A 22,596-nucleotide genomic window follows, 5' to 3' on the forward strand; every position below is an offset into this window, starting at 1 on the left:
TCCTATTTGTTCTCCACGCCTCGCCTAATTTCAAAGGCATGAGAGGCTTTTTCCCATTCCTTACGAATATCATCTTCGGAAGGGTGAACATATAGGTCAATGGTTGTTTGTATTTGTGCATGACCTAGACGTTCTTGTACAGCCTTTATGTTCTTTGTTTGAAGATAAAATATGGTTCCATGGGTATGTCGGAATAAATGCGGAGTAATATATAGGCCTATTTTTCTTTCTATCTCCTTAAAAGTGGCATAAACATCAGAATAAGTTAAAGGTTCTCCAACGTTCTTACCCCAAATCTTCACAAATACAAAGTTATGGTTAGGATTATATTCATCTAGCACTTCGTATAAGTAATCATCATACAAGTCCATTAGTCCTTGAGAGATGTCAATCTTTCGTTCTCCAGTCTTCAATTTTCCCCCGTTTGGTAACTCCCCTCTATCTGTTAGTTGGATTTTGTGCTTCCTTTGTATGGCATCAAATTGAAAATCCTCAAGAAATAAGGAAAGAACTTCACCTATACGTAAGCCAGTTTCAAAAAGCAATCTTACTAGAAACCTATCCCTAAGATTAGTAGTAGATTTATAGATTTCATTAACTTGCTCCTTTGTAAATATCCTCACTCTTACTTTAGGTTCGTCTAATTTAAGCACATTTTTGAAACGTGGTTTTTCTTTATTTACATGATATAAAAAATCCTTATATCCATTTCCACTGGCACCTTGAAACATCTTCTTCATCAACTTTTCAACAACATTTGATTCAACTAATTCTTCTCTGTATAGATAATCATAAAATGATGTCACTACCGTAAGGTAAGTGTTTACTGTTCTTTCACTGCGTTTAGCCTTAACTTCTTTTTGAGGTACTACTTTATTGCTTTCATATGGATTTCTGAGCCAAGCAACGAAGTCAGATATTATTTGAAAGCTAACTTGCTGATAATCAATTTCTGTTTGTTCTAAGTATGTAAAGTAATATTTCAAAGCTGTACAATAAGTCTGTAAAGTATTGCTACTACTCTCCTTGTTATAGTGAAATTTCATATACTTCGCAACGGGTTTAACTGGCGTTCCATTTGAATCAATAAGCAGATATACTTTTCTATTCCCAATCAATATTTGTTCTACCTTCATAAAAGCATCTCCAACCAATTGAAATTTACGATAGTGCTGCTACTTATAATGTTTACCGTTATTGTTGTTTCTTTAAGGTCCTCGCACCGAGGCTACGTCCTCCAGCAATACAAACAAATGTTCTTGTTTATGGTTTCATATTAAACTATTAATACAATATTTTCAACCTTTATTTATCCAATAAATTATGTAAATAAAAATGGATAACCAGCCCTCATATTAGACTAACTATCCTATGAATTAATATCTAAATTTAACCAATGATCACTTGTTATTGGCATACTGAAACCGGCTGCCTTTGCTTCTGCGATTGTCACCATACCATTTCCATTTGTATCAATGCTGGAAATATCCTCATTTGTGTTGGAACTACTTGAATCGGTAGGCTCACTATCTGTTAAACCAAGAGATTCGTTTACTTCATCAGGATTCACATTGTCAAATGAATCCGTAATGACATTTCCCTTTATTGTATAGGTATACTGATAACTGGAGGGAATTTGCGTTTCTGTATTCGGATAGGTGATAATTGCTTCAAAATTTGTCGCTCCGCCTGCCTTGCGGATCACTTCTTCCATATAAGCTTGATCACCATGTCGGTTTAGCGTACTATCTTGTGGGGTAATATTATAAGCATTTGAGACCCCTCCAAGTGAATCGGCAATGATATGTCCTTCATCTAAAACATCACTTTCCACACCAGGAACCTTCGCCTCGTCGGGATAGTATCTGCCAGAAGATAATACAGGTTCATTATCGTCATCTTGAAGAATGATTTCATCAGCTACAACACGTACTAATTGCCCGTATTCATTGGTAAATGCCCAATATTCACGGTCGCCATAACCAATGTCAACGACAACGTTTGATTCACGGTGTCCAGACAGATCTCCTCCATCAACTTCCATAAGTTTATACCCTGCGAACAGTTCATTATTTGGCTCGGTTTGTGTCTCTTCTACTACTGATTCATCGTCATCCTTCGTGCTCGTTTCTTCTTCACTATTTTCATTTGTATTAACAGTGGTTACTTCTTGTATTTCTGTTTCTCCATTTTTATTTGAAGTATCTTCTACATTGGCACAACCAACCATAACAATCGTCATTAAAATCATGATTAAATAGTTCATTTTTTTGTTCATTCTATGCTCTCCCATGGTAGTTTTATATTATTCCTGCTAAAAATCTTGGAATGTTAGGATTAATTAACAACATTAACCCAATGATAATAGTATATTCTAAGATTAGCATTATTTCAGCAGATATTTATTGGAAGTGTGAAAGATTATCATTTCAAAAAAGGCTTGCTCTATTTAAATAGCAATTTAAATAATGAAGCATAATTTATGAAATCCCTATAAAAATAAAAGAGACCAAAAAAGGATAGTTACTTCCTTTTGGTCTCTTTTGTTTTATGCCTCTAATCTTCCCTATTTTAAAGGATCTATTAATTCTGAATGAGCGTTAAAAAATTCAGCACCATTTGCTACTATTGAATTTAGACAGTAGTTGCTGAGTTATGATCATCCGCCCTTGCTAGGTAAGCTACACAGCAACGCCACCAAACATGTCGAACTATCCCACTATTCCATGAAATTATTTAAAGAAGCGGGCGTATATCATGCTCAAGGTGTAAATAGTTTCCATTGCCCTTCAGATAAAACTTCTACCGCTCCGTCAACTACTTTGATTGCAGTTTGATCATCAATTGCATATGCAGGTCCCTGTATCTCGACTGCCCATCTCTCTGCAGCAGCCATGGTATTTCCTGGCAGCATCTCGTGATCTAGATGCGGAAAAATGGAAAAATCAACTATTCTCAGTGTTCCATCACTTCCACTTGGTGGAGTCCAGCCAACAAAGTATTCTCCTATTCTAGGTGTCAAAACCATGCTCCCAGCACTCATTCCCACATAAACTGAGTTCAGTGATGTTAAAAGGTCTGCCAGTCCAGATTGACGCATCCAGTGGCACAGGTAAAGGGCGTCGCCGCCTGACACTAGCAGTACATCTGTTTCTTGAACAAGTGGTATCCATTGGTTTTCGTCGATACTTGGAAGTGCTGTAAGCTCCAACACGCCAACTGACTTCCAGCCAAGGTTGACCATGGGATTCTCTTCTTTTCCACTGATGAACTGCCATGCTTTGACTCCAGGGCCAACCCAAGGATGTCCATACATCGCTGTGGGAATGCACAGAGCGTTTGCCTCAGCAATCGGCTTTCCTAGCATATCAACCAGTGCGTCGTGTATGATTTTGTTATTGACGCCTCCAGATGTAAGCAGAAATTTCATAACCTCACTCCTGTCTTTGCTTCGTATTGTCAAGTTTGTTTAGATTGTTAGGATTGCATCCCTAGCTTAATGAACAATTCGAACATTTTAATTGAATCATTGCTATTCAGATGCCTAGTTAACTTATCTATCCAATACTAGATAAGTATAATCTGTCCTATGCTATAAATTCTTGTTAATTGAAAAGGTGGTGTAATATTCGGTTCTTATCTGCAAAAAACTGTTTCATAATAGAATAATGTTGAGTATCTTCCAATTTAGACTCACTTAATCCTTCTTCTGTAATTTGGATGATTTTAGCATTTGGATATGCCATAATTATCGGCGAATGGGTAGCGATGATAAATTGAGATCCTTTATTAACAAGTTCATTGATTCTAGCCAGCATCGTCATTTGTCTTAAGGGTGACAAGGCTGCTTCTGGTTCGTCTAAAATATATAAACCATTTCCTTGAAAACGCTCGTTAAATACGGCAAAGAATGATTCTCCATGGGATTGTTCATGAAGTGATTTACCTCCATAAGAATCTATAATTTTGGGATCCAAAAATGGTTCTTCTTTATCTAAATCTTCTATATTGGTTGCTACATTATAAAAAGTTTCAGCTCTAAAGAAAAAGTGTTCCTTTGGCCGGTTTACTCCTTTGATTAAACGTAAGTATTCGTCTAAATTTGAATGAGAGTCATAACTCGAAAAATGAAAATTCAATGTGCCGCCTTCTGGATTGAATCCTAATGCAATAGCAATCCCCTCTAGTAATGTTGATTTTCCCATTCCGTTTTCACCGATAATATAAGTAACATTAGGATGAAACTGTAATTCATTTAAGTTCTGAATAGTTGGCAGATTAAGCGGAAAGTTGTCATAAGATAAAATATGGTCTCTTTTAAGACTTACAGACCTAATGTACTGAGAATCTTGCTCTAACGTTTTCAATAAAAAAATCACCTCATTCTGTCTGAATAAAAACTAACTTCTTCAGTCAAATAACTTATATTCCCGTTAAAACATAACCTTATTTTACCATAAATCGTTAAATTTACATGAAATAGAATCCATATGAAACAACAAGGAAATTAGCAGCCACTTTCATTATTAGTTAATCCCCTCATCATAAAATCAAAGATAAAACAACCATCGAAAGGAAGACTGTCATAATAGTAAGTGCAGCAAGAATTAAAACAATTCCCATTGCACTTATACTAATAACTTGAAAGTGAATTAATATAATAAACAGAAAAAAATAAAACATTATAATAAAATAGGAGTAAAACATTCCTTTTTCTCGTATTACTTTCATTCTTTCATCTTTATTCTTAAATTGTGGATGCAAATAACCAAGAGAAAGAAACATAACAGATAACGCAAGAATTAGTGCATAAGTTGGAGATAATGGAAAATCACCTGTCATTCCACCATATAGGAAATAACCACTTTCTATCAATAAAAGAAAACCAATGACTATATAACCTAACCTTGATTTCATATATACTCCCTCCTAATTTGTAAGCAAAATTTATTTATAATCTCCTTCTTCTAAGATAAAAATATTTTCCACATTTGTTTGAAATATTTCGGCGATCATCATTGCTAAAGGGAGGGATGGATTGTATCTCCCCTTTTCAATTGAAATAATTGTTTGTCTGGAAACACCTAACTTTTCAGCTAATTTATCTTGAGACAAACCAAATTGATTTCTATGTTCACTTAATTTATTTTTCAAATTCATCACCACCTATATTCCTTTACAGTATAAATGTAAAGGAAACTTAACGTCAAGTTACCTTTACATTCTAGTGATGACTATTTAATACAAAGTCTATCTCCTTTGCACTCTTCTATTCTTCTTTCCCAATAGAGGACACTCTTTACTCTTCTACAGCCAAAAAAGGGGCAACAATGAGGAGAATCCACCATATTGCAAAAAAAAAATCACTTGCCCTATCTTGTCGCCCTTTTCCCTTAAACGTGAAATACGATATTTGCGCGTTTTTTCGGACATTCTTTCTCAATATAATAATCCTCTGCCTTCCAGTACCTATTTTTGAATTTATCTAGATTCAGCTGCGTTTCTTTCCTTTCTCGTGAAAACCTAATTTCTTTTGGGCAATCTAAATAAAGAATAAAGTCAAAAAAATCTCTCCATTCTATTCGTTGTAAAAAAACTCCCTCCATTATGATTAAGTCAGTATGTAACAATGAAATTATTTCTATTTGTTGGGTATCCGATTGGGAATTATATGTAGGCAACTGTATTTCTGTTGCATTTTTGAGCTTTTTAAAAAGTTTTTCCTGTAATGCTTGGACATCCCATTGTAAATGATAGTATTCATACCATTCCTCATAACCAGTATGATAACGCCGATTTCTTTCTACAATATAATCATCTATATGTAAAACTTTCACAGAAAGTCCTCTTTCAAGGAGACTTGCTTCTAGTTTTTTTACCATGGTTGTTTTTCCAGACCGGCTTAGCCCGTCTATACCTACGACTACTCTTTTCCCTTTTGCCGTTGGTAGCATGTTTTCTACTATAGCATTTATCTTATCTTGCAAATTAGTCCCTCTTTTCCTTTACAGCTGTTTGCTTAAAATAGCCATCATTCGTTCTCGTTCTTCCTCTTTATCGTTGTATTCAAACAAACCAATCTGATTTCCCCATGGATCCTGGAAAGTTCCCCATCTAACTGGCACCTCTGCCCTCCCTTCTATCTGTAAACCTTCTATTTCTAACTCGCTCCTTAACCGATCCTGCTCGAAGTTAATATCCTTTACGGCAAAGCGGAGCGGTCCGCTTCCTTCGGATGGAATACCTTCTGCCACTTGCAGCCAGCATCCCGGCAGTATTTCCCATTCTGCAAACCCTTCATGGGGAACAAAATCCGGTTCCCTTTGAAAAAAAGTACTGTACCACTTTATTCCGTTCACTATATCCGATACTCTTATTTGATAAGTCATTTCAAAAAACATTTACTCACCTCGTTGTATTAGTTGCCATATTTGCTTATTTTAAAATTATTTCTCCGCACTATTCTATCTTTTTCAACTAATTTCCTACTATCAGACTTCCGCCTATATTCTCTCTTAAGGATAAATTAAGGTTAAATAGTAATAATAAGAACCATAAACAGGACTTTATACTCAGATTTTCACATTAAGGAGGATCGCGGAAGACTTTTTAGCAAGTTTTAAAGAGAATTGGAAAAACAAGATAACTATTTTCCTAATGATTAGGCTAGAAATATATAATCTTTTTGAATATTATATATTTTACATCTAAGAAATTCCAATATAATTATATTGGTCATTCAAAAATTAAATTGTAAACGGCGGTCATAACTATATGAAAAAAATATCAACAAAGATTATCCTTTTATCTTTATTAAACTCAGTGTTAGTAGCTATTATTAATGTAAGTGCCTCTTTATTTATGAATGGGAGTGGCAGCGATACAGCTACTGCTGATCCAAGTATTGGCGCGGCACAGCCAATGCAAACTGGCTTTATGATTCCTACACCCATATTATGGGGATTAATTATTTCATTAATTATTGGTATTATCTTATCTTATATTTTAGGCAAAGCAATCGAAAAACCGATTGTGAAGGTGACGGAATTTGCAAAGAAAACAGCCGATTTAGATTTGGCTGATACAGATGATGACTTAGAAAAATTAGTAGAAATAAAAGACCAAACAGGGAATATGGCAAGAGCACTATATGAAACTAGAAAAGCACTTAAGAATATTACTTCCGAACTGCAAATAGTGTCTTCCACGGTTACTAATCAATCCAATCACCTTACTAAAAACACAGATGAAAATGTGAGCTCCATTACACAAATCGTTAATACAATAGATCAGCTAGCACTCGGAAATTCCGAACAAGCAGACACCATGAGTGGAATTAGCGGGACTTTAGCAGATGTCGTTTCTTTAATTGATGGAATAGCTGCGAAAACATCTGAAAACGCAGAACAAGCTACTCATTCATTGGATTCTATCAATGAAGGCCAATTAAGCGTTGATATACAAACGAGGAAAATGGAGGAAACACTTCTTGTATCAAATGAAGTTAATCATTCTATTAACGAACTAAAAGAAATGATTCATCAAGTTACAGGATTTGTTGGAATTATTACCTCTATTGCAGAACAAACGAATTTATTGGCACTAAATGCTTCTATAGAGGCTGCCAGAGCTGGTGAAGCTGGAAAAGGATTTTCCGTAGTAGCAGATGAAATAAGGAAATTAGCAGAACAGTCTTCCCATTCAGCAAGAGAGATAACATCTATTATCGAAAAGACTTCTGAGAAAACCGATTTAGCTGTTGCAAATATTGAACAATCCAATAAATTAATCGATGAACAAAGAGATGCATTAAATATTACGGAAAAAGCTTTTGATAAAATTAGAACAATGTATGAAGGAATTGTAGACGGCTTTAAACAAACTGCAACTGCTATGAAGACGGTTAATGGAAGTTCGCAAACGGTGTCGAATCAAATTCAAGATTTAACATCCCGTGTGGAGGAATTTGCAGCAAGTACAGAAGAAATATCCGCAACAGGAAAAGAACAGTTACTATCAACTGAAACCATTGCTAGTGCTGCTAAAGAATTAGACATTTTAGCTAGTAGATTAAATAAGCAGATTAATAAGTTTAAGATTTCCTAATAATGATTCAAAATCATTCAAAACACTGAAACAAAAGAGACCAGGTTGGTGGGGACCCTGGTCTCTTTTTCTGTGTTATACAAGGTGCAATTAAACCTTTTTAGTTAAAGGAAACAAAACGCAATCTTTAATCGTCTCCTTTCTTTAATATCTAAAAGACAGCTTCAATTGGAATTTTTCATTAATCCTGACTAATCAAGTATTTCTCTTTAAAACTTGGACTTAACTCACTCCATACATCAAATTTATTTCCATCCATATCGAAAAAGACAAAATTATTACCTGGATGTCCTCTATCCTCTATATCCCCTACCGTTACACCTTTTTCCATTAACACGTAATGAAGTTTCTTTAAATCTTCTATACCGTCTACTTCAAATGTCAGAAAGAAATGCTCCTTATCTTTGCCATCTTGAAAGGCTGCTTTTTCTCCTTTCTGCGATTTAACAAGAAAGAAGCTTTGATTCGCAAAATCCAGAATGGCTTTCTCTTCATTTCTGAAATTTTCAATTGCACCTAATTTTTCTTGATACCAGTTTGAAGCTAACTCTGGATTCTCAACTGGTAGATAGATTGTTCCAACTCTGTGAATGATTGTATTCATCTTGATCCTCCTTTTGGGATAATATAAGATTCATACTTTCATTCGACAAAAGGAAAAGATATCCTTTTTCTTTTAGCAATTTACACTATATCAATTTGGCTAACATTCTTGCTTGGTTAGGTGATTAATTGTGAGTTTGGATCATATATTATAATTTGGCCTGATATCATTCCTACGTTTTATATTTTCGCTAAGGAGATTCATGAACACTTGTAAAACTGCTCTTTTTTATAACGAGAATCTTTAAATAGTTTTAATCTAACACCTTTTTTTAAGCTAATTTAATGATGGTTGGTTCTACTTCACTCAAAATTTCAAAGGTTTCATCCGAGGTAACAATAATATAATGGTCTATATGATAATGCTCACTTCCTGGACCAGGTAGTTGATCATACCAATCTACAAAATCTGAATTTATAGCCTTATATAAGGACCATGATTTTCTGACTGTATCCACTTCGTTTTTACGAGCCTGAAAAGCTGGTTCTGCTAAATCACTCCGCTTCATTTCATCTGCAAATCTACAGGCTAAAATATAATTTCCATTCTTTTCTTTATTAAATTGTATTTGATAAGTATTATTCTGAATATCTTCTAACGTTATTTGTAAGCCCTTTGAGTATTTGAACTCAACTAATTCTAGTGCTCCTTCTATAGCAATGCTAGGAATCCATACTTTTAAGTTAAGCTTTTTCATACTTTTCCTCCTTTTTGAAAAACTCCTTCAGTTAATATTTCCCATCCATTATAACTCTTTTTTTATACAAAAAACCCACCTTTCGTATGACCTTTTCATACAAAAAGTGAGTTTTCTTTTATCATTATCTTTTTAACCATGTTCCCTCAGCTAACCTTTCATCGCTAAATTCTCTAAAAAGATTACATCCTACTGAAATTGTATTACTGTTTATTATACTTATAACTTTCCAATAGTATCACTTCTAACTTTCCAATCCATTTATAATAAACTAATAAGATAAGTAGAAGGATAGGTACAACAATTAATTCATACCATAAATGCCACCAACCCAAATGGAAATATCCCCAAGGTTCTGGAAGTAAAACAAGTGCTTCATAAATGATAACTCCCACTGTCCAACTAGCAATATAAATTACCTTTCTTTTCAAATCGGATACAAAAGGAAACCAACTTAAAAATAGGATGTTTACTGGAGGAATCAGTAATGTATGTGCAAGGACACCAAGCCAATCAATACCTTTATCAAAATACCAATATCCATGGTACTTGAATTCGACCATCACATCAAAAACGTTCTGAAATGCAATGGTAAATATCCAAATACTAAACATTGCATTCATGCTAGCTATTTTATTTTTTTGAAAGGCAATTAAATTAAATAAAATAATGGAAATAAATAGAAAAATCATCGTTTGTATTATTTTCCTTTTTAATAATATGTTATCCTGAATAAATCTAATAATACATCGCTAAGCTTGTTTATTAAAAAATCTTCCTAAACCAACTACACTTTTTATACCAATAATACAGCCCCACTATTTGCTTAAAGCTCCAACCGGGTAAAAGCGAAATCAATATTAAATTTTCAACATGTTATCTTTTCCAACCCATTCGAAAAATTGTCATTGGTTTACTGGAAATGAACCTATCTTAGTGAGGTCTTGATGAAATAAGACCACCTAAACTTAGGGGGCAGCCACAATGAGTTATTCTCTATATGTCATTTTATTCGATTGCATAGTTTCACAACTTGATCATTGAATATGAATGATGATAATCAATTTATTCTTATTGCGCGAGTGGTAAGGAGATAGGCTGCCTATAGGGACATATGAAGAAGAGATTCTATTGCTAAAACGCTACTCTCCTTCTTTAATTATATGAAGATTCCTTCGAGAAAGTATAGTTACAATAATCAACAGCATTAATTGTTAATTATTGTAATATTAGATAATTTAATAAAAACATTTGTGATAACTTTTGCGATTAATGCTATAGATAAATAATATCCGATACTGTATAGAAAATTAACGTTTCCGTACATCTTAAGTAGCCCTAACTTTACTGAAATTGGATCACAAACTAAGGCGAAGACCATAGCAGCAAAGAAGAGATAAAAATAGTAGTTTTTTTTCTTATTTAATGTCCATTGATATACTAACATATATGTGACTGGCACCACAGATGCGTCAAAGGATGCACTGGGAATTAGCGGAATTAAGGAAATAGGATAGTTCCAAATTCCGGTATTAATTCCTATTAAATTTATATAATGACCAAAAATATGCACGCTATATCCATAAAATCCAATTACAAAAATCTTTTCCTTATCAATTTTCCATATCACAAGTATCAATGGAACAAAAAAGAGGAGGACCAATAACCAAAATTCAAAAGTTGTATAAAGGGAATAATCTAACCAATTATCTACAAAAGCTTTGGTAGACTCTTTTCTCAATTTCACCGCCTTGTCAAATAGTTCAATACGAGAATCTGACATCTAACCATCCTTTTATCGATATTTTTTTAATTTAAGTAATTTTTTCTTGTTTGAATTATATTATTGGTCACTATAAAAATTTTATCCCCCCTATTCTCTGTATTGGATGCATTACCTCTATCAAAAGGATAAAAAAAGTATCATTTGAAGACATCGTTTAACAACCAAAAGACCCACCCCTTAGATATTTTCAAATCATTCAAAGGTGGGTTTCACTTATAACCTTGCTCTCCTAAATCCGCTTTATAATACCTTATTGCACTGTGGACATTCCTATTTCCCCCTTAGCTCAATAAGCAATAACAAGACAGAATAACTCACCAAACCAAGAAAAAAAGCAACGAAACTGCTCTCTCTTTCTTCTGGCAACTCTTCCTTTAGTACATTTAATATTATCCCACCTGCCAAGAATGCTGTGAGCAATGAGATATAAACTTCTTTTAATTCTGTAAATACTCCAACCACCCATCCTAATAATATTGCCAATGTCAGTAACCATCTTCCAAAATGGTCATATATTTCTTTGTGATCTTTCCTTAGACTGTGATCATTGGTAACAAAATGAACCGCCATTGCTAAGAAGTAGAAAAACATCCCCCAATGACTTTTATATGTTTCTCTAATCAAAAGGTAGCCTATTAGCGCATTATATACAAAAAAAGATGTTATATGAATCCAAAATACACCGGGTTTCGTTTTTTTCATACCACTTTCTTTTTTTGAATTCTTCACCATTCTTTCTAGTCCATAGAAAATAGTCAATCCCAGTAGAGCTATCAGATAGGCGTGATTCTCAAATAGGTGAAAGACTCCTTTAGCTCCTGCTTGCTCCAATACTCTTTGATGTTTACTTAATTCGGGCAATAGATGGATAAATACATAAGAAACAGCAATCCCTCCCGCAATGGAGAGAAACCTACTTCTAGGTGAATCTTTGATAAACTTCATTGCTTTAGAAAAGAAATGAATAAAAATAAAGCCAATTGCAAAAACAAAACTTAGACTAATCGTCATTTAAATCCCACCCAATTTTTAGTTATGTACATTAAATAACCTAAATCTACATAACAAAACCATACTCGGAAGATTACAACCTATCTACTCTGCTCATTTTAAGAATATTCTTCTTTAACTTTCCAATTCTATTCCAGTAAAACCTTGAAGATTCCTATGCTAAAAGAGCATTAATTATCTAAGTTTTTCTTTCACTTGGTTTAAGTGGTGGATATCGTGTTCCAAAAATATTTCAATGAATTTTTCTGGTGAAAATGAGTTTGGCTCATTTTCGATATAAAATTCGATATCCCTATCAAGCTCTTTTAACTCTTTCACTAATTGTTTCCGTGTTTTTGCGAAATCATCGATTATCTCCCTAACATTTTTATATTTCTTTAAATGGGCGACAGCTTCCTTGTTATGTAAATCGTGATTGGGAAAAGGCGGTAAAACCATCTCGTTAGCCATCAAAGGTACCATCTTTTCTAATATAAATTTATCCCAATAAAACAAATGTCCCACTATCTCTCTAATGGACCACTTTCCTTCTGAAATAGGTTCATTAAGGATTTTTTCAGGATAGTCCTTTAATTCAAATAATTTTTCAATTATGTCTTCATATTGATTGATTTTATTCATTTTCTAAGCCCCCCCAAAGTTAGGAAAAAATCAAACGAACGTATGTTCACTTTTATAATACAAGAAAATTCAGCTTATTCAACCATGCTACCCTGTTAGTCCAAAGAGAAATGAATTCCTAGATAAAGATGGAGTAGCAAAACTTGTGTTTGCTACTCCCATTCATACTATATTTTCAGATACAATCATCTACAAATAAATTCTTCTAACTTTTTTAGGAATATTAGGAACTATCAATATATTAAATATACTTTCTTTTTAAAGAAAGGCCTCCGTTACTCTAAGTACATCATTTCACAAAATCTTATACTACTGAAAGAACCTGATTATCGTTTATCTTCCCCTTTTATATTTCTATTATTTCAACTAACCCCTTTAGTTACTGAAATAATCAAAAAAAAGAATAACAACTTATGTCAATTTCCTTTAATCAAATATCTATCACATGGAATTATTTGTATCTGATTTCTTAAATATTCCTACTAAAAGCAAACTTAATCCTATGATAAAACCTATTGGGAATAATAAAGAAAGTGCTAGTTCAATAAGACATTTAACGCTTATTACAATAAAAGAGATTTATAAATTTCTCCAATAATCCCTTTCAATTGATGCACACCTAATTCTGCATTCGTCATAATAACGGCACCTTTCTCTATGTGTGGGTACGCCACCATCATACATTGAAAACCTACTCCCCATCCCATAGATGTAATTTCTAATTCTTTTTCGGAACCATCTAAAAATACACCTAATCCAGTCCAGCTTTTTCCTATTTGAGAAGTTATCATTTCTTTAGCTAATCTTTTTGAAATTCCAATTTTACTTTCTCCTTTTAATGCATTCATTAACTCAAGGACTAGTGTAGCTAAATCTAATGCAGTCGTCCATAATCCTGCAGCTGCAGGATAAGGGTAGATAGGATATTTTTCTTCTACCAACTTACCGTTTTTATTATGACCACAAGAAAACTCCTTTTTACCTATCTCGAACATCGTTGTATTTAAATAGCTATTTTCCATTTTCAATGGCTTAAATATTAGCTCATTTACCACATGATTAAACTGCTTTTTCGTTACATCTTCTATTAGTTGCTGAATAATACAATAGCCCGCGTCAGAATAATGAAATTCACTTTCTGGCTCGAATTGCACCTCAATAGGAACTTTACAATAATGGGATTTTCCCTCTAACAATTCAACCATCGAGGGAAACCCTATATCTAAATTCTGTTCAAAAAAACTACCTTCAGGGTCCTTGATTCCCGATTGATGACTAAGTAAGTTTCTTAAAGTAACTTTTTTATTTTTTGTATATTTATTTTCAGACACTTTCCACGTTACAAGTCTTTCATTTACACTTTCATCTAAATCAAGAAGCCCTTCATCCAGTAACTTTATTGCTATTATTCCAGTCAGGAACTTACTAATGGAACATGCACTGAAAATAGAATCATCACTTACCTTTCTATCGCTTTTCACTTCAAGTAAACCATAGTTTTTTGTTCCACTGATTTGACCTTCTTCGAATAATGCAATACTTAAACCGTTTACATTATAATATTCCATTCGTTCTTCCATATGGATGTTTCGTAAGTTCATCATTCTCACCCCAGATAACTTTATAATGAAACTATAACACGAATATACGTTCTTATACATATATTTGGAAAAATAATTTTGCTCTGTTTATTGAACAAGAATCGTACACATTTATGTGTAGTTTGGAAATTAATAATTTAAATATGCTTAAATATTCTTCTTCAAACAACAAAAAACCCACTTTCTGTATGGTTCCAATTCCATACCAAAAAGTGAGTTTTCCCTTATCCTTATCTAGCTTACTCGCCTAAATCGACGTTATGATATACTTGCTGCACATCATCTAAATTAAGGCTGCTATTTATATTACTATATCAATGTTTTCACTAATCATTTAGTGTATGAAGTTATTAACATTTATTATAATTTAAATTATCTAGTCGTTAATGATAATAGGTTTTCTTTGGAAGTTAAAGCTAGATAAAAGAGACATTTTTTCATGAGGATTAGGTTATATTCCCCTTTCTCTATAATTTAAAATAAAAAGACCCCCACCAGTTAAGGTAAGAGTCCTTTTAAATGTAATGACAACAACTGCCATTAAACAATACACCCTATCATAGATAGGTGTCAGACGATCACGACAAGGTGATCTAACATAATTTATACTCTAATAATAAACAATAACTTTCTTTATGTCAAGAGATAAACATATATCCTATCTATGAAAGAGTACGTTATTATTTTATTCAATATTATCAATATTATGCTAGGCGGTCAAAGATTTAATATCCAAACATATACATTAATCTGGACTTCAATAATTTCATATCTTTCTTTTCAATATTAAATATCAAATCACCAATACGACTAATGTCTATAGTTTTAATATCTTCACATTTTATAGCTGATAATTCTTCTAATTCCTTGTATTTATTTTTATATAAAAAGAAATGATTTTTATACTTAGGTATTTTCTTTCCATGAGCCACACTATAAGGGAATTTTGTAGATATAGGTATAACCACTACAGTTTCCCCAGTATTTAAGTGATTAGGAGAGACTATTACTGCAGGTCTAGTTTTATTTTTCTCAGCACCCAAATTACCTTTCCCAAAATTGACCCAATACACTCCACCACGAAAAACATCTCTAATTGGTGGCTTTTTACCTCTTACTTTTGGTTTACTGGCATGTGAATTTAGCATTTTTTCTTTATCATCCATTAATTTGTATTTTTCAGATAACCATTCTGCTGATTGTCTAATATTCTCATTTTTATTCCACGGCATAACTTTACCTCCCATATTTCTCTATATTTTACCATATTAAGAGAATAGCAGGGAGGAAATTATTCGAAATAAAGAACATTTTGTCAGTTGTTGCGGTTTCCGGGGAAATCTTTGAGAACTTGGAAATTTAACTCCGAGTCTTTTTATGCTATTCGTTATTTACCATTTCACTAATTGTGTTTTCAAGTTCTTCGATACGCTGCTCTAAAGAAGTTATATAAACCCTTGCAGTAGGATATACAAGTCCTTTCAAACTAACTCGTAAATCGACAACTTCTGAAGGTTGAGGATTTTCATTAATTAATTTATCCACTTGAGCTTGAAAACCTTCTCCATATGATTGAACATTTTTTATATGGTACTTCAATACGTTTTAAATTATCATTAAAAAGGTTTCGGTAATCTCTATTTATATTTGTCCCTAATGTTGGATAAGGATAATTAGGCATCTATAATACTCCTTTCAAGTAATAAAAGGATACTTTTATTTAGTAGTATCCTTTGTTTGTTTCAACTCATTTAATTGTCCTTCTAAATCTTGTATGTATGCGTCTTTCATTGCTAAGGTCACCTGTAAATTAGCCAATTGTTGAGCAAGATTCCCCATTACGATTTGTTCATTTACAGTAACTTGTTTTTTCTCAGCCATTTTCAATTCACCGCCATTTCTAAATCAGCAATTTTATGTTCAGCTTCTTCTAACCTTGTTATTAGTTCTTGAGTAGCTTTCCTGTTCATAGATAAACCTTTATACATATTAATTGTGTCACCTTTTCTAAGCATAGGTGCCGCTTCTGCAATAAAACCTATTTGTTTATTGTCGTATATACCTTCATTTAAATCACTTTTCAAGAAATATGTGAATACCGGATGATCTTTTACAATATCCATACCACTCTCTGAGAATGGTTCGATATTGTCTTTATAAAGTACACTAGATGCTGGATTGAATTCGCTCGCATATATTGGTCTATAAGTAACTCCATTACCTTCGTTGTATCCAGCGTGATCTGTAACTCTAACAGCTCAGTATACATCATCTAATAACAAACAAAAAACCCACTTTCCATATGAATTTAATTTCATACAAAAAATGAGTTTAGTTTATCATCATAAATATTATGATTTTTGATATAGTATATCGTAGCTTAAGCTCCAACTCCCTTTCTGTATGGTTCCAATTCCATACCAAAAAGTGAGTTTTCCCTTATCCTTATCTAGCTTACTCGCCTAAATCGACGTTATGATATACTTGCTGCACATCATCTAAATCTTCAATCGCATCAATCATTTTCTCGAATTGTGCTTGTGCGTCTGGATCTAATGTTACATCGTTTTGTGCAAGCATTGTTAGCTCGGCTACGGTGAATTCTGTTACACCAGCTTGTTTAAATGCTTCTTGTACAGCGTGGAATTGATCTGGCTCTGCGTATACAATAACAGAATCTTCTTCTTCCATAATATCGCGTACATCTACATCTGCTTCCATTAGAAGCTCTAATGCTTCTTCTTCTGTTTTTCCTTCTACCCCAATAACGGCTGTTGCATCAAACATATAAGAAACGGAACCACTTACTCCCATGTTTCCACCATTTTTACCAAATGCGGCACGAACATCTGAAGCTGTTCTGTTTACGTTATTTGTTAAAGCATCAACGATTACCATCGAACCGTTAGGACCAAAGCCTTCATAGCGAAGCTCATCATATGTTTCTTCGGAACCGCCTTTTGCTTTTTCAATTGCACGGTCAATAATATGTTTTGGTACACTATATGTTTTTGCGCGCTCTAGGACAACTTTTAGCGCTTGATTAGATTCTGGATCTGGTTCCCCTTGTTTTGCCGCTACAAAAATTTCACGGCCGAATTTTGCATAAATACGACTAGTATTTGCATCTTTTGAAGCTTTTTTGTCTTTAATATTGTTCCATTTACGACCCATTATGAACACTCTCTTTCTGCTTATACATTCAACTTATTTATTATAGATAAAAACACAGCATTTCTTCAACTTTTATTGATTGTATTTCGCGTTTATCTACCTGCCATTTCTTAAAGCCACTAACATTATACATGAAATGGCCATTTTATTCAGCTTTTTGTTAAAAACTTTGTGGCAAAGCTTAGACAAATTTGTCCAGAGAAAATTCTAACATTACTTTTATATCCGCTATTTAGGCTCCTTCTCTATACATTAGTCGGAAATTCTCCGCTTATTCGTTCTCCTGCTACTAAAAAATCACAATGAATAATAACAGCGCCTAATACAAAAAACTTGCAACAAATAAAAAGTTACAAGTTTTTATATCTATCACTGGTTTTGCACTAATAGCTTTTCTCTCATTCCCTTTGCTGCCTCTACCATTACTTCTAGTGCACCGATTGTTTCCTCTTCATTCCTTGTCTTCAAGCCACAATCCGGATTAATCCAGAATAAGCGTGGATCAAGAACAGCTAGAGCGTTTTCGATGTTTTCGGTAATTTCTTCTTTTGTTGGCACTCTTGGACTATGTATATCATATACGCCAAGTCCAATTCCTTTTTCGTATGTTTTCTTTGCAAATGTTTGAATAAATTCCCCGTGACTTCTGGATGTTTCGATAGAAATCACATCGACATCGAGTGCATCAATGGCATCAATAATGTCCTCAAAATTCGAGTAGCACATATGTGTATGAATTTGCGTTTCTCTTTCCACAGACGTTGTTGCAAGTTTAAAAGAGTAGACAGCTGCATCTAAATATTTCTTCCATTTTTCTTTTTTTAGTGGCAGTCCTTCCCGAAGAGCTGGTTCATCTACTTGAATCATACGAATATTGTTTCTCTCAAGCTCCTCCACTTCTTTCTTGAGACTGAAAGCGATTTGCTTCGCTACTTCTGCTCTTGAAATATCATCTCTTACAAATGACCAGTTCAAAATGGTGATTGGCCCTGTCAGCATTCCTTTTACAGGTTTAGTCGTCAGACTTTGCGCATAGACCGTTTCTTTCACGGTCATTGGATTCTCATATGCGACATCACCATAAATAATGGGTGGCTTCACACAACGAGAACCATAGGATTGAACCCAAGCAAACCTAGTAAACTGAAAGCCGGCTAGCTTCTCACCAAAATACTCCACCATATCTGTCCGTTCAAATTCTCCATGAACAAATACTTCTAACTCTAAATCCTCTTGTATCTCTATCCATTTTTTAATTTCTGCTTGAATAAAAGTCTCATACTCTTCATTGGTTATTTCTCCTTTTCGCCATTTTAACCGCTCCTTCCGCACTTCCTTCGTCTGTGGAAAACTTCCGATTGTCGTTGTCGGAAGAATTGGAAGTTTGAAAGCTTCTTGTTGTGCTTGCTGTCTTATTTTTGCATTATCGCTTCTTTCTGGTTTGCCAGCAGCCCTTTTTAATTCTTCTTGAAGAACTTGATTATTTCTTGCACTGGACGAGTTCAATCTAATAATCCCTTCTTTACTTTTATCGATTTGAGCTCGAATGACTGCTTTTCCTTTTCTGGCTCCCTCTGTTAACGTATTTATTTCTTGTAATTTTTCATCTGCAAAGGAAAGTGCCTCTTTTAAAATCAAATCTATTTGCTCTTCCTTCACCGTTACTGGTACATGAAGCAAGCTTGATGACGGCTGGATGATTATCTTGTCACTTCCGATAGCCTTCTGTATTTCTGCAAGCAGCTCTCCCTTTTCTTCCAAATTAGCTCTCCACACATTTCTGCCATCAATAATACCTGCAGCAAGGACTTTCTCTTTTGGAAATCCATATTGCTGAATAGATGCTAAATTCTCTCCGTCATCGTGAACAAAATCTAAACCAATTCCTGCGACAGGTAACGAAATAATCGTTTTATAATCTGTCACAGCGTCAAAATAGGTTTGAAGAATCACTTTTAATTTTGGGGCCGCCTTTTGCAATGTTTGATAGATTTGCTGTGTAATGTTCCATTCTCTTGGTGTGACATCTGTAACTAAATATGGTTCATCTATTTGAAGCCATTCCACTCCCTCTCTTTCTAGCTCTGTTAAAATTTGTGCATATAAAGGGAGATAAGATTCCACTGTTTCTTCTAGCTTATCTTCTTCATAGCCTTTTGCTAATTTTATAAAGGTCAGTGGTCCTAACAATACCGGTTTTCCCTCGATTCCTAATGCTTCCTTTGCTTCCCGGAAAAATGCCAGTGGGCGATTCTCTGTTAATAGTGGCTTTCTTTCTCCCAGCTCTGGCACCATATAGTGATAGTTTGTATTGAACCATTTTTTCATGGCTGATGCTACTGCATCCTTATTTCCTCTAGCAATCTGAAAATAAGTTTGCAAGGGAACCTTCCCCCCATTATAAGCAAATCTAGCTGGCACTTGCCCAAACATCGCAGCCGTATCTAATACATGATCGTAGAGACTAAAATCACCAACAGGAATTAAATCAATTCCTTGATGCTTTTGCTTTTGTATGTTTTTTAATCGAAGCTTTTTCGTTTCTTCCAGCAGCTCTTCTTCCGAACTCTCCCCCTTCCAATAACGCTCCAATGCTCTTTTCCATTCTCGTTTCTCTCCAATTCTTGGATAGCCTAAATTAGAACTTTTATACATGCTGTTTCCCCATTTCCGATTTTTTTATCTCTAGCAAAAGTTAGTCAAAAAAAGAGCCGGACGTCCACATATCTATATAGAAGCTCTCTACTTTCTTGCTTCCTAGATAAACAGTGGAGTCAGACTCTTATGAGATTTCTCATTTAAGTTCAGCACTAACTAGAGTTGAGACAATTCTTCTCCCAACACATATTCTCCCTCCTCTATATCCACGTAGAGTAGCTTACTTACAAATAGGCAGGTCTCCTGACTTAGGATCATCACTCCTTCTCTCCTTCCCATCTAGTTAAGACAGTGGATATGAGAATTTGTTCCTCCTTACAGTGGCGGGACCGCGCCGGATTCTAACCGGTCTTCCCTTTTAAGCCATGAATGGGAATTCATAAGCACCTATTTGCGCTATTTAATTTTCAGTTCATTTCTATAATAAAAAATAAAAACCTCCCTTTATAAAAAAGAGAGGTTTCGTCGTGTATCTTTATCCCCCTCTTATCTTTCAAAGCATCATCGCTTTGCTGGAATTAGCACCTTTTCTTAAAAAAGAATGGTTGCTGAGGTATCAACGGGCCAGTCCCTCCACCTCTCTACATAAGAGTTTTTTATGTACTTTTTCGAATTAACAAAATATTAGCACGGTAATTTCTCATTGTCAATTCTTGTTTTACATACTGTATCCTGAAATATTCATAGCACTTTAAAAGATGCACGTTTTTCTAAAATGCAGGTGAGAGTTTTCTATCTTTTTATAAGATTGAACATTTTCTAACCTTTAAAATCTAATTAATTTATTTCCCATTGGAAATGTCCTATTTTTAGGCAGACTTCTCCCCTTAACTGAAATTTAAATTTTTTTCAGTTGGTAAAACCAAGTTAAGCTACTCAATCTGGAGTTTTTGTATTTGACCCAATACGTTCCAAAAGAATTTCTGATAGACAAAACTTGATGACAATTTAAAGTAATAAGATCTACCTGATTTCACTAGTTTACTGGCAACTTTAATAAGCCTTGTACGTATGGTATCAATTTGCATCATCTTTTGACCTTGTGGAAAGCAAATGGTTCGTAACCAATTCGTTAAATTATAAGCAAGCAGGCTTAGCATCATTTTTACCGTGTTGACTTGAAAAGAATGACTATTCATGTGATCCAAATAAAAGCCATTCTTTGATTCCTTGATATAGTTTTCCATCGTTCCTCTTTTTTGATAAGCTCGTACGATGTCTTTTGGAGAAGCTATTTCAAAATTTGTAACAAAAAAGGAATGGGCAAAAAGTAATTCACCAGCTGGTCGTACCGATTGGATAATCACTTTTCTTGGTTTCGACCATGACTTGGCTTGATAAGTGGCTTCTTCAAAATAGCGCTCTGTTTCTGAAACATCTCGTGGTGCAGAAGAAGGATGGTATTCTTTAGCAAGACTTTGTAATTGTAGGTTAGATTTTAATCGGATCACATATAAAACGGATTCCTTTTCACACAATTCGTACAAGTCGGGGACGGCAAACCCACTGTCTCCACGAAGGAATAAATTCGTTTCAGGGAACTTTTGGTTGTAGTGTTCAATTAATGGCTGAATAAACTCAACAATACCATTTGAAGTATATACATTTCCGGGACGAAGCTTCGCTTTAAGAAAGTCACCTGTAGCACCATCAAAAGCAACCAATGGATGAAAACCCATTGTTCCATAATGCGTATTGTAGGAAGAATCCTCTTGATTTCCATAAGTATCAGAATGGGTTGAATCCAAATCGATAAATAAAGCTTCGGACCCCCGAAATGAATGGATTTTATCAAGTAATTCTTGGTTTGCTTGATTTAAATGATCAATAGACTCTTTATCAAAACGTGTGTAAAAACGAGATAAACTCGGTTGTGAAGCGAGCGCTGGCGTTCCTATGATTTGGGTGAAAACTGGATCTTTCGTTAAATGATCAGCTGCATCATCCTCGGAATAGCCCGCAATCATTTGATAAATCTTTTGACGTAATAAGTTCTCGTTTGAATGGAGGTAATAGGCCCTAGAATCGTTTAACCTCAAATGGTTTTCTAGTGTTTTTGAAAATCCAATTTTCTCATCGAATTCCCTAAAAAGAAATTCACCAGTATCGGAGGACAGATCCCCTCCATCATTTGACAATTTAATTTTGCGATTGAAATCAAGGGTAATTTGCGGTAAAGTAGCCATTATAAGAATCCTTTCTGTGGTTATTTCGTCGTTGTTTTAACCTTATCAGAAATGGATTCTTTTTTCATTTATCAAGTGAATTAACATTTAACAAAAAAGCTTATTGGAATAACGATTGTAACCAATTAATGATTTTCTATGAATAATTCAGG

Annotated in this window: 23 protein-coding genes and 2 riboswitches; of the genes, 1 reads left to right on the forward strand and 22 read right to left on the reverse strand. The window is 34.1% G+C overall.

The annotated features are described in order from the left end of the window. Positions 1–2: 2 nt before the first annotated feature. The 8 genes from ADJ83_RS12645 to ADJ83_RS12680 form a co-directional block, all read right to left on the reverse strand. The gene (locus tag ADJ83_RS12645; protein WP_031538021.1) at positions 3–1,136 is read right to left on the reverse strand and encodes a tyrosine-type recombinase/integrase; all 1,134 of its coding nucleotides are present in this window, start codon (positions 1,134–1,136) and stop codon (positions 3–5) included. A gap of 233 nt (positions 1,137–1,369) precedes the next feature. After that, the gene (locus tag ADJ83_RS12650; protein ID WP_031538022.1) at positions 1,370–2,278 is read right to left on the reverse strand and encodes a DNA/RNA non-specific endonuclease; all 909 of its coding nucleotides are present in this window, start codon (positions 2,276–2,278) and stop codon (positions 1,370–1,372) included. A 483-nt stretch (positions 2,279–2,761) separates the two neighbouring features. Beyond that, positions 2,762–3,430 carry a Type 1 glutamine amidotransferase-like domain-containing protein gene (locus ADJ83_RS12655; protein ID WP_031538023.1) on the reverse strand — a complete coding sequence of 223 codons (669 nt, stop codon included), beginning with the start codon at positions 3,428–3,430 and terminating at the stop codon, positions 2,762–2,764. 175 nt (positions 3,431–3,605) lie between these two features. After that, the gene (locus ADJ83_RS12660) at positions 3,606–4,367 is read right to left on the reverse strand and encodes an AAA family ATPase (RefSeq protein ID WP_031538024.1); all 762 of its coding nucleotides are present in this window, start codon (positions 4,365–4,367) and stop codon (positions 3,606–3,608) included. 175 nt (positions 4,368–4,542) lie between these two features. Beyond that, entirely contained in the window at positions 4,543–4,917 is a 375-nt protein-coding gene (locus tag ADJ83_RS12665; RefSeq protein ID WP_031538025.1) for a hypothetical protein, read from the reverse strand. A gap of 30 nt (positions 4,918–4,947) precedes the next feature. Next, positions 4,948–5,154, reverse strand: a complete 207-nt coding sequence (locus ADJ83_RS12670; RefSeq protein WP_031538026.1) for a helix-turn-helix transcriptional regulator — start codon at positions 5,152–5,154, stop codon at positions 4,948–4,950. Positions 5,155–5,393: 239 nt separating this feature from the next. After that, positions 5,394–5,987 (reverse strand): kinase, encoded by a 594-nt coding sequence (locus tag ADJ83_RS12675; protein ID WP_081836652.1) that lies wholly within the window; start codon positions 5,985–5,987, stop codon positions 5,394–5,396. 18 nt (positions 5,988–6,005) lie between these two features. Then, the gene (locus ADJ83_RS12680; RefSeq protein ID WP_031538028.1) at positions 6,006–6,401 is read right to left on the reverse strand and encodes a VOC family protein; all 396 of its coding nucleotides are present in this window, start codon (positions 6,399–6,401) and stop codon (positions 6,006–6,008) included. Positions 6,402–7,473: 1,072 nt separating this feature from the next. On the opposite strand from ADJ83_RS12680, the gene ADJ83_RS26865 reads away from it, so the two are divergent. Continuing rightward, on the forward strand, positions 7,474–8,106 hold the full coding sequence (locus ADJ83_RS26865) for a methyl-accepting chemotaxis protein (RefSeq protein WP_414630340.1): 633 nt from the start codon (positions 7,474–7,476) through the stop codon (positions 8,104–8,106). A 181-nt stretch (positions 8,107–8,287) separates the two neighbouring features. Here ADJ83_RS26865 and ADJ83_RS12690 read toward each other — a convergent pair whose 3' ends face one another. The 14 genes from ADJ83_RS12690 to ADJ83_RS12745 form a co-directional block, all read right to left on the reverse strand. Next, entirely contained in the window at positions 8,288–8,710 is a 423-nt protein-coding gene (locus tag ADJ83_RS12690) for a VOC family protein (RefSeq protein ID WP_031538030.1), read from the reverse strand. A 271-nt stretch (positions 8,711–8,981) separates the two neighbouring features. Then, a complete protein-coding gene (locus tag ADJ83_RS12695) occupies positions 8,982–9,407 on the reverse strand; it encodes a hypothetical protein (RefSeq protein ID WP_031538031.1) in 426 nt (141 codons plus the stop codon). Between the two features lie 203 nt (positions 9,408–9,610). Beyond that, positions 9,611–10,099, reverse strand: a complete 489-nt coding sequence (locus ADJ83_RS12700) for a hypothetical protein (RefSeq protein ID WP_031538032.1) — start codon at positions 10,097–10,099, stop codon at positions 9,611–9,613. Between the two features lie 515 nt (positions 10,100–10,614). Then, the gene (locus ADJ83_RS12705; protein ID WP_031538033.1) at positions 10,615–11,190 is read right to left on the reverse strand and encodes a CBO0543 family protein; all 576 of its coding nucleotides are present in this window, start codon (positions 11,188–11,190) and stop codon (positions 10,615–10,617) included. A 273-nt stretch (positions 11,191–11,463) separates the two neighbouring features. After that, a complete protein-coding gene (locus tag ADJ83_RS12710; protein ID WP_031538034.1) occupies positions 11,464–12,204 on the reverse strand; it encodes a membrane protein in 741 nt (246 codons plus the stop codon). A gap of 174 nt (positions 12,205–12,378) precedes the next feature. Continuing rightward, on the reverse strand, positions 12,379–12,825 hold the full coding sequence (locus ADJ83_RS12715) for a DinB family protein (RefSeq protein ID WP_031538036.1): 447 nt from the start codon (positions 12,823–12,825) through the stop codon (positions 12,379–12,381). 563 nt (positions 12,826–13,388) lie between these two features. Continuing rightward, positions 13,389–14,426 carry a serine hydrolase domain-containing protein gene (locus tag ADJ83_RS12720; RefSeq protein ID WP_031538037.1) on the reverse strand — a complete coding sequence of 346 codons (1,038 nt, stop codon included), beginning with the start codon at positions 14,424–14,426 and terminating at the stop codon, positions 13,389–13,391. A gap of 725 nt (positions 14,427–15,151) precedes the next feature. Continuing rightward, the gene (locus ADJ83_RS12725; RefSeq protein WP_031538038.1) at positions 15,152–15,658 is read right to left on the reverse strand and encodes a type II toxin-antitoxin system PemK/MazF family toxin; all 507 of its coding nucleotides are present in this window, start codon (positions 15,656–15,658) and stop codon (positions 15,152–15,154) included. A gap of 148 nt (positions 15,659–15,806) precedes the next feature. Further along, the gene (locus ADJ83_RS25230; RefSeq protein WP_155986755.1) at positions 15,807–15,971 is read right to left on the reverse strand and encodes a hypothetical protein; all 165 of its coding nucleotides are present in this window, start codon (positions 15,969–15,971) and stop codon (positions 15,807–15,809) included. A 171-nt stretch (positions 15,972–16,142) separates the two neighbouring features. Further along, positions 16,143–16,307 carry a hypothetical protein gene (locus tag ADJ83_RS25625; protein WP_155986756.1) on the reverse strand — a complete coding sequence of 55 codons (165 nt, stop codon included), beginning with the start codon at positions 16,305–16,307 and terminating at the stop codon, positions 16,143–16,145. 2 nt (positions 16,308–16,309) lie between these two features. Next, positions 16,310–16,624, reverse strand: a complete 315-nt coding sequence (locus tag ADJ83_RS12730; RefSeq protein WP_328283833.1) for a tail fiber domain-containing protein — start codon at positions 16,622–16,624, stop codon at positions 16,310–16,312. Between the two features lie 256 nt (positions 16,625–16,880). Next, positions 16,881–17,600, reverse strand: a complete 720-nt coding sequence (locus ADJ83_RS12735) for a YebC/PmpR family DNA-binding transcriptional regulator (protein WP_031538040.1) — start codon at positions 17,598–17,600, stop codon at positions 16,881–16,883. 369 nt (positions 17,601–17,969) lie between these two features. Next, on the reverse strand, positions 17,970–20,255 hold the full coding sequence (metE, locus tag ADJ83_RS12740) for a 5-methyltetrahydropteroyltriglutamate--homocysteine S-methyltransferase (RefSeq protein WP_031538041.1): 2,286 nt from the start codon (positions 20,253–20,255) through the stop codon (positions 17,970–17,972). A 219-nt stretch (positions 20,256–20,474) separates the two neighbouring features. Next, positions 20,475–20,664: riboswitch (cobalamin riboswitch) on the reverse strand. A 77-nt stretch (positions 20,665–20,741) separates the two neighbouring features. Beyond that, a riboswitch (SAM riboswitch) is annotated at positions 20,742–20,850 on the reverse strand. A gap of 280 nt (positions 20,851–21,130) precedes the next feature. Further along, positions 21,131–22,444, reverse strand: coding sequence for an IS1380 family transposase (locus ADJ83_RS12745; RefSeq protein ID WP_016205278.1), 1,314 nt, complete (start codon positions 22,442–22,444; stop codon positions 21,131–21,133). Positions 22,445–22,596: the final 152 nt, after the last annotated feature.

This window comes from Bacillus sp. 522_BSPC (genome assembly GCF_001076885.1).
In the GTDB taxonomy this organism is placed as follows: Bacteria; Bacillota; Bacilli; order Bacillales; family Cytobacillaceae; genus Niallia; species Niallia hominis.